This window comes from Pelagimonas sp. (assembly GCF_050633425.1).
Classification (GTDB): domain Bacteria; phylum Pseudomonadota; class Alphaproteobacteria; order Rhodobacterales; family Rhodobacteraceae; genus Pelagimonas.
The window spans coordinates 263,550-276,630 of the sequence record NZ_JBOEGM010000012.1 but is presented as its reverse complement, the minus strand read 5'-3'; the positions used below and the strand labels follow the sequence as shown (position 1 = coordinate 276,630).

The window sequence follows — 13,081 nt, the reverse complement described above, 5'->3', positions numbered from 1 at the left end:
GAGACGATATTGACGTTGCGATACTTCTGCAATCCGGTATCTAGGCTGAAACCTACGACAACAGTACAGGCGCATGGACCGACAATCAGATCCTTCGGCGGAGCAGTCCGAACCTCGTGACCCACGTGATTGGGTGAAACTACTCTCGCGGTATCGCGACCCAAACTGGCAGCAAAGCTGGTTTGAGGTGGCTGCGACAGCCTTGCCTTACATTGCTCTTTGGGCTTTGGCGTGGTGGGCACTTGATATCAGCTATTGGGTGTCATTTGTGCTGGCCTTGGTTGCTGGTGTTTTTCTTGTTCGATTGTTCACAATCCAACATGATTGTGGCCACGGATCATTCTTTTCGAACAGGCACGCCAATGATTGGCTGGGCCGGGTTCTTGGGGTCTTGACGTTGACCCCCTATGACGTTTGGCGCAGGACGCACTCGATCCACCACAGTTCGGCGGGCAATCTTGGTCGTCGCGGTATAGGTGACATTCACACGATGACCGTCGCTGAATACCAAGCCGAAAGCTGGTTTGGCCGTCTATCGTACCGTCTGTACCGGCACCCTGTCGTCCTGTTTGGCTTCGGCCCAAGCTATTTGTTTTTTCTCCAAAACCGCCTGCCGCTTGGCTTGATGAATATGGGGAAATATTGGATCAGCGCGATGTTGACCAACCTAGCGCTGATTGTTGCGCTGGCAGTGATGTACTGGGCCGGCGGCTGGGCGCCCATTCTCATTATTTTCGTACCATCTACTTTGATGGCCGCGACAGCAGGGATGTGGTTGTTCTACGTGCAGCATCAGTTCGAAAACGCCCATTGGGATGCGGACGAAGACTGGCAGTTACACGATGCAGCTTTGCATGGCAGTTCTTACTATGTTTTGCCGTCGGTGCTGCAGTGGCTGAGCGCCAATATCGGTATTCACCATGTACATCATCTTTATAGCCGGATCCCGTTTTACCGTCTGCCAGAAGTGCTCCGTGATCATGCTGAGCTGGCGAGCTCAAACCGGATGACTATCCGGGAAAGCTTTGCATCAGCCCGGTTGCACCTTTGGGATGAAAAGACGCGGCGTCTTTTGTCTTTTAGACAGGCCCGCGCGATTTACGGATAACGAGCTTAACCCATTTTTGGGCCGGTCCTTTTGAACGAGGGCCGGCTTTGTCGTGCCCGGTTCACAAGCGCTAGTGGGGCAACTGTGGTCACATGGCTATTGCGATGCCGAGTATGACACCGAGCATGATACTGGGGCGGCCGAAGCTGCATGTCTCGGTCTTGATTGGCGATAGGTCGCGCCACCAATGGTGGCGGGCGTTTCGACGACTATGTTCTCGACAAGCCCATCTAGGGGCACTTCAAACACTGTATCTGGCCCCATTCATATACGGGACGCAGCAAGGACAAATGCATGCCTTGGGCATGACGGATTGGAGCAGACTGTGCACCAGTTTGCGCCAATTACCGCTGAAAAAGACGACTACTATGACGAACCTACGCATAATCGGTCAAACCACGCAGAAGGGGGGCCTAGCTGTTCGCCTGTTTGACCCCAGCCGTGATGGCATCACGCAGCTTTTTCTCAAGAGCCTTTTGTTTGCTCTCAGAATAGAATTTCAGGCCGAACATGTCCTTCACGTAGAACGTATCAACCACCTGTTCGCCATAGGTCGCGATGACCGCTGAGGCGATATAGACGTTGGAACTGGCCATCGTTCTGGTCAAATCATAGAGCAAACCGGGGCGGTCACGCGTGTCGACTTCAATGATGGTATAGATTTCGGACCCATCATTATCAAAGGTGATCGACGTCGGAACTTTGAATGCCCGTTCGCGTTTCTTGAGCTTGTCCTTAGACTTGATCGCTTCGCGTGGAACAACTTCCCCCATCAAGGTTTTGCTGATCATCGTTTTCAATCGCGGAATACGAGCGGCCTCATAGGGGGCACCATCCCCGTCTTGAATCCAGAATGCAGCAGTCGCGTAGCCGTCTTTGGTGGTGAAAGTACGCGCATCCACGACGTTTGCCCCGACCAGCGCCAATGCCCCCGCGAGCCGTGAGAAAATGCCGGGATGATCGGCAATGGCAAAGCAAACACGCGTTGCATCGCGGTCTTCGTCGGGATGAATATCAATCTTAACTTCATCATCTGAAATCTCGCGCAGCAGTGTTGCAAAAACCAGATGCGCTGTGATGTGGAGCCCTTGCCAATATGGCGGATAGTGACGACCTGCCTCTTTGCGCAGGGCCGTACTTGACCAATCCGGGAGGCTGGCCCGCAACAGCTTTTTGGCTTCTGTCCCGCGATTTTCGCGGTTTAGGGCTTCCATTCCGTCCTCTAACGCGCGGCGGGTTTGGCGATAGAGCGCGCGGATTAACGCGGCTTTCCAGTTGTTCCAAGTATTCGGTCCAACACCGCGAATATCACAAACTGTCAACACGCAGAGCAGATCCAACCGCTCAACCGTCTGAACGGCCTTGGCGAAATCACGTACGGTCCGCGGGTCAGCAATATCGCGTTTTTGCGCCATATCAGACATGAGTAAATGATGCCGTACAAGCCATTCAACAGTTGTCGCTTCTTTGGGTTTGAGACCAAGACGCGGTGCGACCTTGCGCGCGATTTTCGCACCCAAAATGGAATGATCCTCGTCACGGCCCTTGCCAATATCGTGCAGCAATAGAGCCGTATACAGAACCTTGCGATTGATGCCGCCTTTGATGATCTCGGTGGAAACGGGCAGCTCTTCGCCGACTTCGCCTCGCTCAATATTGGCGAGATGCTGGATCACCTGAATCGTGTGCTCGTCGACGGTGTAATGGTGATACATGTTGAATTGCATCATCGCGACGATGGGCGCGAACTCGGGAATAAAGGCTGATAAAACCCCAAGTTCATTCATCCGGCGCAGGGCGCGTTCCGGGTTGCCGTGTTTTAACAAAAGGTCGAGGAATTGCTTTTGCGCATCTTTGTCGTTGCGCATTTCATCGTCGATCAAATTGAGATTGGCCGTCACCAACCGCATCGCATCGGGGTGAATCAACAAACCTGTGCGAAGGGCTTCGCCAAATAAGCCAAGCAAATTGCGGTTATCGGCCAAGAAATCGCTGTCATCGGCGATGGCAAGGCGGCCGTTAACAACTGTAAAGCCAGCCTTCACGCGTGGTCTACGTTTGAAGAGGCGCTCAAGCAGCGGAGCCGCCTTTTTGTGGTCCGCTTCCAAAGACGTCAGAAAAATCCGTGTCAGATCACCAACAGCGGTGGCGTGTCGGAAATAGTCTTGCATAAACCATTCAACACCGCGGCGGCCAGGTTTGTCAGTATAGCCCATCCGCTCGGCCACTTCGACTTGCATATCAAAGCCCAGTTGCTCAACCGGGCGTCCTGCCGCCAAATGCAGATGACAACGCGCCGCCCACAAAAACCGTTCGGCCTGAACGAATTTCTCGTACTCTTCGGGGTGGAAAACCCCAAGTCTCACCAGCTCGGATGTGTCATCGGTGTGATGTACGTATTTGGTGATCCAGAATAGCGATTGCAGGTCACGCAACCCGCCTTTTCCTTCTTTGACGTTCGGCTCAACCATATAACGCTGGCCTTGCTTCTCGTGCCGTGAATCGCGTTCGGCCAGCTTTGCTTCGACAAATTCCCGCTCAGAGCCTTTGAACAGATCGTTCAGCAGCCGCTTGTCCAGTTCGTCGGCCAAAGGCGCGTCACCGATCAGGTAACGATGTTCCAGCATGGCGGTTCGAATGGTCATGTCTTCGCCACCAAGACGAATGCAATCTTTCACCGTTCGGGAGCTGTGGCCGACCTTCATTTTCAGGTCCCATTGCATATAAAGCATCGATTCGATGACGCTTTCTGCCCAGGGCGTGATTTTGTAGGGGGTCAGAAACAGCAGGTCCACGTCAGAAAACGGGGCCATTTCACCGCGCCCGTATCCGCCAACGGCAATTACCGATAGGCGCTCGCCTTCGGTTGCGCTGTTCAAAACATGCAAACGTTTGGTCGCAACTTCGAACGTCAGGCGCACCATGCCATCGGTTAGCCACGTATAAGCCCGCGTGGTTCGGCGCGCACCAAATGGGTCAGTCGCCAAAGCATCCGCGATCACTTGGCGCCCGATGTCGCGGGCTTCGGCCAGTTTGGCCACCGTAATCTTGCGAATCTCGGTTTCTTCCGCGCCGTCAGGAAAACTGTCGAACAAGTCGGCACGGATGGCCGGAAGGTCAAAAATGTCTGATGCCGGAGCGATAAGATTGTCCGGCATCAGGTCTGCCCCCGTAGGGGCTGAGGTCTTAGAATCCTGCGCCTGAGAAGGCTTTCGGGGCTGAGTCAAGGATCACCATCTGATTGTCTTTGATCGTTGCCACAGACAGCGCCCGTTCATTGGTGCCATCCGCTTTCAGGCGAAATACACCCCCCGTGCCACTAAAGCCAGTGCTGCGCGTCAAAGCTTTCCCGGTCAAAGCGTCGCCCCTCCCTTGTTTGGCCAAGGCGCCAATGGCTGAGATGCCATCATAAGCGATCCCGGCCAAAGGATGCGGGGTTGCCCCGTAGGCCGCTGAAAACCGCGCGTTGAAGCCTTCTTGCTGGGCTTGGTCAGGAAGCGCAAACCAAACACCTGTCGCACCGGGCAGGCTAAAGAGATCTGGCCGCACATCAAATCGGGTTAAACCAACATATTGCACCTGATTTGGCGCAATACCATTGCTGGGAAGCTGGTTGAGCAGCATCGGCATGGCGGCGTTTGTCGCATCCGTTGTGATAAAGATTGAATCGGCTTCACCACTTCTTACAGCTGCTGCGGCGGCCTTGGCCGTCGCGGTTACACCTTCTACAGTCAGGGTATATCCTTCGGCTGAAACCACGCGAATTCCGTTCGCCGAAGCGGCCAGTTCAATGGCCGAGCGGCCGAATTGCCCGGGAACATCATCCGAATACACAATGACGACGCTTTTTTTGCCTTGGCTGCGGGCATGTTTCATCAAGCGGTTTGCTGTGTTGTTAAAGGTTGGGCCCAGGATGAAAACATTGCCGCCAGCGATCGATGGGTTGTTGGAAAACCCCAAAACGTTGACGCCTTCATCCGCAACTGCGCGCCCAGCCTCGTTCACCGCATCTGCCCGCAATGGGCCCAAGATGATCTTTGCGCCTTCATCAACGGCGCGCTGAGCCTGCGCAGCCGCTGTCGATGGTGCACCAGCTGTGTCATAGGTTTTGAGAATAATCTCTGCGCCACTTAGCTCTTGAACAGCGAGGCGTGCCGCTTGTTCAAGGCTCTTGGCGACGGCACCTGCCTGCGCGTCTGACACAGGAACCAACAAAGCCACCTGAATCGGTTTTTTCGGGTCGATCTTAGGGCCACCAGAATCGGCTGGGCTACCACCCAGTCCCGGCATGCCGGTCGGGTCGCATGCTGCCAGTAAAAGAGCGGTGGCGACACCGGCTGCAGGGCGCAACACCTTGCGTAGGGGGGATAAAACAGCAAACATGGACGATGAACTCCCTCGTTGTCATGCGCGGGGTCCAGCCCGCGCGAGCTTGGTCGCGAATATAAACGAGCAGAATTAGGGGTCCAGCAATGAATTCGGACAAGGCGGAGATTGACGCGGAATTTAGCGGGGAAAATCCACCGGGTGCGCGTCAAAACCTGTCGGGCGGTCTCTATTTGGTGGCAACCCCGATTGGAAACGCTCGCGACATCACGTTGCGGACCTTGGATATTTTGCGCGATGCAGATGTTTTGGCGGCAGAAGATACCCGCAGCTTGCGACGTTTGATGGAAATCCACGGTATCGCGCTGGGTGATCGGCCACTGATTGCCTATCATGACCACAATGGTGCGCGGGCGCGGCCGCGTCTCTTGGGGGCGTTGCAAGCTGGGAGTTCGGTCGTCTATGCGTCGGAAGCTGGGACTCCGATGATCTCCGATCCCGGATTTGATTTGGCGCGCGCCGCCCAAGAAGAGGGGTATTATGTCACATCGGCCCCTGGTGCTTCGGCTGTTGTGACCGCGTTGACCCTTGCGGGATTGCCAACAGATCGGTTTTTATTTGCAGGGTTTTTGCCCAATGCATCGGGTGCGCGTAAACGTGTTCTTAAGGAGCTTTCTGAGCTTCAAGCGACGCTGGCATTCTACGAATCGCCGCGTCGTCTTGCAGCGACGCTCAAGGATGCGGGGTTGGTTTTGGGAGAAGGGCGCCAGGCCGCCGTTTGCCGAGAGTTGACGAAAAAGTTTGAGGAAACCCGACGCGGCAGCCTCGCTGATTTGGCCGCGTTCTATGCTGAAAATTCGGTTAAAGGCGAAATTGTCCTGCTGATCAGCAAAGGTGAAAAAGAAGCCGTTAGCGAAGACTTAATAGAGCAAGAGTTAACCTTGGCACTTGAGACAATGTCCGTTCGTGACGCGGCGGATTTGGTGTCAGGTCAGCATGAGATCAAGCGCCGCCCAGTCTATCAGCTTGCCATGCGATTGGCGCAGGAAAAGGAAGATGAATGAACCGATCCGCGCGCAAATCTCAAGGGAGCGTTGGGTTTCACGCCGGCGTCGCGGCTGAGCATCAGGTTGCCCAAGTTTATGAACGGCGCGGTTTTCCAATTGTCGCCACGCGTTGGCGCGGGCAGGCTGGCGAAATTGATCTGATTGCCAGCGATGGGGATGGGTTCGTTTTCATCGAAGTCAAGAAAAGCCGTAATTTCGGCAGAGCGGCAGACCGGTTGAGTGATCGCCAAATACTGCGTTTGCAGGTCACTGCCCAAGAGTTTGTTGGCGGGCAACCGTTGGGGACGCTAACCGACATGCGTTTTGACGTGGCCTTGGTCGACAGTCACGGTGATATTCGTGTGATTGAAAATGCGATTGGTCACTAAGAAACACCGCAGCCATTGAACCCAAGGCAGGCTTGCGCCATCTATGGCAAGAAGTTTTGGGGAAGAACCATGAAAATCGCCTTTCAGATGGACCCGATTGCGGGTGTCGACATCAACGCAGATAGCAGTTTTCGACTGGCCGAAGAGGCGCAGTCCCGTGGGCATGAGCTGTTTTATTACGGGCCCGATCAACTGGCCTATGAAGAAGGGCGGATCACCGCGCGTGGGCACCGGATGACGGTTCAGCGCGTCGCCGGGGAACCTGCGATACTGCAACCCGAAGAAGTGGTTGATTTGGCAGACTATGACGTGATTTGGCTGCGGCAGGACCCGCCGTTTGACATGCATTACATCACCACTACGCACCTGTTGGATCGGCTTGCAGGTCAAACATTGGTGGTGAATGATCCATTCTGGGTTCGAAACTATCCTGAAAAACTGCTGGTTTTGAATTTTCCTGAGTTGACTCCTCCGACGACCGTTGCCCGCGATTTGCGGACGATACGCGCCTTCAAAGAGCGGCACGGGGATGTCATTTTGAAACCCCTGTATGGCAATGGCGGCGCAGGTGTTTTCAAATTGGACGCACAAGACCGCAATCTGTCGTCACTGCATGAGTTGTTTACCGGGTTTTCGCGTGAACCGCTGATTGTGCAGAAATATTTACCGGCGGTAACCGCTGGTGATAAACGCGTGATCTTGGTCGATGGCGAACCTGTGGGGGCAATCAACCGGGTGCCTGCAGAGGGTGAAGTTCGCTCAAATATGCATGTTGGCGGACGCCCTGAGAAGGTTGAGTTGACCGCGCGGGACATGGAAATTTGCGCGGCCATCGGCCCAACATTGAGGGACAAAGGGCAAGTGTTTGTCGGTATTGATGTGATCGGCGATTATCTGACCGAAATTAATGTCACGTCGCCTACCGGGATTCAGGAACTCGAAAGGTTCGACGGCATCAACGTCGCCGAGAAGATTTGGCAGGCCATCGAAGCGAAATGCGTCTGAGCTGGCAGCTCAGATACCTCAATAAGGTACTGCGGCATGTTGTGAAGCCGCAGCTCCGTAAGACTGGCGGGCCGGATGATGCCCGCAAGTCGCTTGATTTTATTGCTGGTATGGTGTTCCGAAAACCACCCTTTCTGAGGCATTATGTCCGAGATGGCGGAATACACTGGTTTGCGTCTGGCCGGTGTAAAACCGGCAAGGCCATCCTGTTTTTCCATGGCGGCGGGTATGTGGCTGGAAGCCCGCAGGTGTATTCGGCAATGTTGGGCCGTTTGTCTCGACTGGCTAAGGTCGAAATCTGCGCGCCTCGTTACCGATTGGCTCAAGAGGCATCGGCCCCAGCTGCCTTTGAAGATGCATTGGCGGCTTGGGATCGGTTGATGGCTCAAGGATTTTACCCGCGAGACATCGTTTTGGGCGGGGATTCCGCTGGGGGCGGGATTGCCTTTGCGCTGCTGGCGGAACTGTGCAGGCGCGGCCAGGCACCCGCTGCCGTGTTTTCCATGTCACCTTGCGTCGACTTTTCTCAAACTGGACAAAGCCTTGAGGCCAACAAAGACTGCGATGTTGTTTTGCCAGCGGAACAGTTTGGGGCCTTGGCCGAGGCTGTCTTGGATGGGTTTGACGCCGCGGATCCGCGTATTTCCCCCTTGTTTGCCGAGTTTCCGAATTGCCCGCCCGTTCTTATCCACCACTCTGAAACCGAAATCTTGCGCGATGATGCGCTGCGTATGGCCGACCATTTGCGAAGTTTCGGCGCTGAGGTGACGCTGCAAACGCTTCCGGATGCGCCGCATGTTTGGCATTTGATGGATGGATGGGTGCCAGAAGCGCGCCGAAGCTTGCGGCAGATTTCCCAATTTTCTCAGGATTCTTTGGTCGATACCAATCGATAGGACAGCGCTTCGGCGACGTGCGGACGACGGATGTCCGCACTTTGATCGAGATCTGCGATGGTGCGGGCGACGCGCAATACCCGGTGATATCCGCGGGCGGATAGTCGAAACCGATCTGCGGCACGCAGCAACAAATCACGGCTTTCGGCATCGAGTTCTGCGATGTCATCCAAAACCTGACCCTCGGCGTCGGCGTTTGTGCGCATTCGGTCGTGGTTTTCAAAGCGCTTTCGCTGTACCTCGCGCGCTTCTGCAACGCGTTTGGCGACTGTTTCTGAGCTGTCTCCAGTGGGCGGTAAATTGATATCAGATACCGGGACGGGTGGGACTTCCAGACGTAAATCGAAGCGGTCTAACAGAGGGCCAGAGATGCGGCCCAGATAGTCTTCTCCGCAGATCGGCGCACGGGAGCAGGCTTGGTCAGGATCGGAAAGATGCCCGCATTTACAGGGGTTTGCCGCGGCAACAAGCAAGAAACGGCAGGGGTAATTGATATGGGCATTGGCCCGCGCGACCATGACTTCCCCGGTTTCCACGGGTTGGCGAAGGGTTTCCAAAACCGGTCGTTGAAACTCGGGAAACTCGTCAAGGAATAGCACGCCATTGTGGGCCATGCTGACTTCGCCGGGTTTTGCACCGCGTCCGCCGCCAATGATTGCGGCCATTGAGGCGGTATGATGTGGTTGACGAAACGGGCGAGAGCGCGAAATACCGCCTTCCTCCAAAATTCCGGCGACCGAGTGAATCATAGATGTCTCAAGCGCCTCTATTGGCGACATTGGAGGCAAAATGCCGGGCATGCACGCCGATAACATGGATTTCCCGGATCCCGGTGCTCCGACCAAAAACAGGTGATGACGCCCGGCTGCGGCGATTTCTAGCCCTCGTTTGGCGCGCTCCTGACCTTTGACATCGCGCAAGTCTTTGATTGATTTTTCTGTGTGAACCTCGCCGGCCCGAGCAGGCTCCAAAACCGCTTGACCCGAAAAATGCCTCACCACGTCTAACAAGGTCTTGGCCCCGATGACTTTGCAGGCGTCCACCCATGCGGCTTCGGGCCCCGACGCTTGGGGGCATAAGAGGGTGCGGTCGTCTTCGGCCGCGGTCATCGCGGCGGGTAAGGCCCCTAAAACCGGGACCAAAGCCCCGTCTAAAGAGAGCTCGCCCAAGGCGACGGTTTGGGCCACTGCGTCCTTGGGAATGATCTCGAGGGCTGCCAATAAGCCAAGGGCGATCGGCAGATCAAAATGCGACCCCTCTTTGGGCAAATCGGCAGGAGATAGGTTAATTGTGATACGTTTTGAGGGCAGCGCAATCGCCAAGGACGCCAAGGCTGTGCGCACGCGGTCGCGGGCTTCGGAGACCGCCTTGTTGGGCAGGCCAACGATTGAAAAAGCTGGCAGGCCGGGTGTGACGGCGCATTGTACTTCCACCGGGCGCGCTTCGACGCCTTCGAACGCTACTGTATAGGCGTGTGCAACCATGAAACCCGCTCCCTAGCCGGGCCTAAGCATTGGGCCTTCATGGTTGAAAAAGTATTAACGCCTGCGAGAAAGAGTTAAGGTTTCATGATCCCAGCAAGGCCATGAATTCTGGCCAGGCCTCGGGGTCTGCGACGGTTTTGGCGCGGCAGGTCGCGTTGCATACGCCAAAAGTCCGCCCGTTGACTTCAAACAGAAACGTCGCTGGTTTGCCGGAATAGGGACAGGAGGCATTTTCTGCGCTTCCAGTTTCAACAATTGCTGATGGCAAAGGTTTTGGGCCTGGCCACGCTACGGTATCAAAATCGCGCGCATACCAAGGGAGCGCCACGGCTCGGGCCTCGCCCAAGGCGCGCCAGCGGCGAAACGCCGGATCGGCAAGGTGACCCGCGACATAGGTTTGGGATGCCGGGCTCACATCAAGACCATAGCCTGCGATCCGGGCCGCAACCGGTGCAAAGAAAGCATCCGCTGCTGAATATTCACCGCACAGCCAAGGGCCGCCTGACCGCTCCAACGCGTGTGTCCAGACCTGATCAATGCGTGCCAGATCCGTTTGCGTAGCCTCCGATGGCGTAAATCCTTCATAAGCCACCGAAAGATTCATAGGGCAGTCATCACGCAGACTAAAATAGCCTGAGTGCATTTCGGCGGCTAAATTCCGGGCAAGACACCGCAGGCTTGCATCCTTGGGCCAAATTCCAGCCTCGGGGTGACGCGTCGCCAACTCTTCGGCAATGGCAAGGCTGTCCCAAACCACATCACCGCTATCGGTGATCAAAGTGGGAACCGTGCGGGCCGGGGCATGTTGCGCAAGCTGATTTGCGACACTGTCGACGTTGAATTCTACAAGCTTTGGTTGAAATGGAATGCCAAAACGGTGCAGCATCAACCATCCGCGCAAAGACCAGCTGGAATAGGTGTAATCGCCAATAATCAAAGTATGTGCCATGTAAACTCCTGCTACATTCCGGTGGTTTTTTTGATGTTTGCTCAAATCGTAACAAAAGAGAAATTCCGAATTGTGCCGACCGCAATCAGAAATATTGATCACAGCTGCGTCATTCCGGGGTTGTCCAAAGGTAAATGTGCCCCACATCTAATCCAAACGGCACCCAAGACCGTATTGCACATGTACCGCGTAACGTTAGGGGGTTTACGATGGCACTGGATGGATTGAACGACCGGCAACTGCCTCGCAAAGCGATGAAGGCTGAGTTGCTGGATGCTGAAACGGAACAAAAACTAGCTCGCGCTTGGCGTGACAACCGGGATGAACAGGCGCTTCATCGGTTGATAAACGCCTATATGCGTCTGGCAATTTCTCAAGCGTCGAAGTTTCGGCGCTATGGTGCGCCGATGAATGATTTGATCCAGGAGGCTGGGTTGGGTCTTATGAAGGCGGCCGATAAATTCGACCCAGATCGAGGGGTTCGGTTCTCAACTTACGCGATTTGGTGGATCAAAGCATCGATCCAAGATTACGTGATGCGCAATTGGTCGATGGTGCGAACCGGATCAACCAGTTCGCAAAAGTCTTTGTTTTTCAATATGAAACGTGTTCAGGCTCAAATCGAACGGGAAGCGACTGCAAGCGGTGAGCCACTTGATGGGCACCAACTGCGCCACAAAATCGCGTCGGAAATTGGCGTACCTCTGCGCGATGTCGAGATGATGGAAGGGCGGCTGTCCGGCTCTGATTTCTCATTGAACGCGACCCAATCGACTGAGGATGAGGGGCGTGAATGGATTGATGCATTGGCGGATGAAGGGGCGCAGGCTGCCGAAATTGTGGCCGACCGTCATGACACCGAACAGATGCGCGATTGGATCATTGGGGCCATGGATCGGCTGAGTGAGCGTGAACGCTATATCTTGCGCGAACGTAAGCTGCAGGATGTGCCCCGCACGCTTGAAAGTCTTGGTGAAGAGCTGGGGCTGTCCAAAGAACGTATTCGTCAGGTCGAAGCCGCTGCCATGGGTAAGATGCGCAAAAGCCTTGAAGAAAACGCCGACGAGGTGCATCAATTCTTGTTATGAAACAAGTTTTGATTGCTGTTGCGCTTATGATGAACCCTGCGTCTTTGTTGGCGCAGGACGTTCTCTTTTTGGGGGAAACCCATGATAATCCCGGTCACCATGCAGAACAAGCAGAGCGTGTAAAGGCCGCGGTCCCCAAGGCTTTGGTGTTTGAAATGCTGACCCCGGCCCAAGCTTCAATTGTCACCCCAGAGTTGATGGGGGATCAAGCCGCGCTGGAAAGCGCCTTGGATTGGGGCAATTCGGGGTGGCCCGATTTTGCGATGTATTATCCCATTTTTGCGGCGGCCCAAGAGGCGATGATTTTTGGTGGGGCCGTCCCGCGTGAAGATGCGCGTCGCATTATGTCAGAACCGGTTGAGGCCGTTTTTGGCGCGGATGCGCCGGTTTATGGATTAGATCAAGCATTGCCTGAGGGCCAACAAGCCATGCGCGAAGCAATGCAAATGTCAGCCCATTGCGACGCACTGCCTGAAAATATGCTGCCGATGATGGTCGACATGCAGCGGTTGCGCGACGCGGCTTTGGCACGTGCTGCGACACAGGCCATCTCGCAAACGGGTGGTCCGATCGTCGTCATCACTGGCAACGGTCATGCGCGCAAAGACTGGGGGGCACCGGCAATTCTAGCAGCCCTAACCCCGGATTTGGACATTTATGCCTTGGGGCAAGGTGAAGACGGCGCTGGCGACCCAAGTGGCGTTTTCGATGAGATCACATTTAGCCCCGCGGTCGATCGCGAGGATCCTTGCGCGGCCTTTAAATAGGTGCGCGCGTTGAAACTTGGGCG

At 55.2% G+C, this 13,081-nt stretch carries 11 protein-coding genes; 7 read left to right on the top strand and 4 right to left on the bottom strand.

Annotated elements, in window-relative coordinates:
* Window positions 1-73 precede the first annotated feature (73 nt).
* Complete coding sequence (locus tag ACRBB0_RS10490; protein ID WP_431374383.1) at window positions 74-1,108, top strand: fatty acid desaturase; 1,035 nt, start codon at window positions 74-76, stop codon at window positions 1,106-1,108.
* A gap of 413 nt (window positions 1,109-1,521) precedes the next feature.
* On the opposite strand, the gene ACRBB0_RS10485 is transcribed toward ACRBB0_RS10490, so the two are convergent.
* Both ACRBB0_RS10485 and ACRBB0_RS10480 read right to left on the bottom strand, forming a co-directional pair.
* Window positions 1,522-4,335, bottom strand: a complete 2,814-nt coding sequence (locus ACRBB0_RS10485; protein WP_431374382.1) for a [protein-PII] uridylyltransferase — start codon at window positions 4,333-4,335, stop codon at window positions 1,522-1,524.
* Window positions 4,295-5,491: a penicillin-binding protein activator gene (locus ACRBB0_RS10480; protein ID WP_431374381.1), complete on the bottom strand. Its 1,197-nt coding sequence runs from the start codon at window positions 5,489-5,491 to the stop codon at window positions 4,295-4,297. Before ACRBB0_RS10480 ends, ACRBB0_RS10485 begins: the two co-directional genes overlap by 41 nt.
* An 89-nt stretch (window positions 5,492-5,580) precedes the next feature.
* Between ACRBB0_RS10480 and rsmI the strand changes: the two genes are divergently transcribed.
* The 4 genes from rsmI to ACRBB0_RS10460 all read left to right on the top strand — a co-directional run bounded on the left by rsmI (window position 5,581) and on the right by ACRBB0_RS10460 (window position 8,770).
* Window positions 5,581-6,498, top strand: coding sequence for a 16S rRNA (cytidine(1402)-2'-O)-methyltransferase (gene rsmI, locus ACRBB0_RS10475; RefSeq protein ID WP_431374380.1), 918 nt, complete (start codon window positions 5,581-5,583; stop codon window positions 6,496-6,498).
* A complete protein-coding gene (locus tag ACRBB0_RS10470; RefSeq protein ID WP_431374379.1) occupies window positions 6,495-6,869 on the top strand; it encodes a YraN family protein in 375 nt (124 codons plus the stop codon). The genes rsmI and ACRBB0_RS10470 overlap by 4 nt, the downstream gene beginning before the upstream one ends.
* Before the next feature lie 69 nt (window positions 6,870-6,938).
* Window positions 6,939-7,874 (top strand): glutathione synthase, encoded by a 936-nt coding sequence (gshB, locus tag ACRBB0_RS10465; protein ID WP_431374378.1) that lies wholly within the window; start codon window positions 6,939-6,941, stop codon window positions 7,872-7,874.
* 41 nt (window positions 7,875-7,915) lie between these two features.
* Window positions 7,916-8,770: an alpha/beta hydrolase gene (locus ACRBB0_RS10460; RefSeq protein WP_431374377.1), complete on the top strand. Its 855-nt coding sequence runs from the start codon at window positions 7,916-7,918 to the stop codon at window positions 8,768-8,770.
* Here ACRBB0_RS10460 and ACRBB0_RS10455 read toward each other — a convergent pair.
* Both ACRBB0_RS10455 and ACRBB0_RS10450 read right to left on the bottom strand, forming a co-directional pair.
* Window positions 8,740-10,254 carry a YifB family Mg chelatase-like AAA ATPase gene (locus tag ACRBB0_RS10455; RefSeq protein WP_431374376.1) on the bottom strand — a complete coding sequence of 505 codons (1,515 nt, stop codon included), beginning with the start codon at window positions 10,252-10,254 and terminating at the stop codon, window positions 8,740-8,742. The two genes, ACRBB0_RS10460 and ACRBB0_RS10455, sit on opposite strands and share 31 nt — an antisense overlap.
* An 82-nt stretch (window positions 10,255-10,336) precedes the next feature.
* Window positions 10,337-11,203 carry a glutathione S-transferase family protein gene (locus ACRBB0_RS10450; protein ID WP_431374375.1) on the bottom strand — a complete coding sequence of 289 codons (867 nt, stop codon included), beginning with the start codon at window positions 11,201-11,203 and terminating at the stop codon, window positions 10,337-10,339.
* A 209-nt stretch (window positions 11,204-11,412) separates the two neighbouring features.
* On the opposite strand from ACRBB0_RS10450, the gene ACRBB0_RS10445 reads away from it, so the two are divergent.
* Window positions 11,413-12,291: an RNA polymerase factor sigma-32 gene (locus ACRBB0_RS10445; RefSeq protein WP_431374374.1), complete on the top strand. Its 879-nt coding sequence runs from the start codon at window positions 11,413-11,415 to the stop codon at window positions 12,289-12,291.
* Window positions 12,288-13,058, top strand: a complete 771-nt coding sequence (locus tag ACRBB0_RS10440; RefSeq protein WP_431374373.1) for a ChaN family lipoprotein — start codon at window positions 12,288-12,290, stop codon at window positions 13,056-13,058. The genes ACRBB0_RS10445 and ACRBB0_RS10440 overlap by 4 nt, the downstream gene beginning before the upstream one ends.
* Window positions 13,059-13,081: the final 23 nt, after the last annotated feature.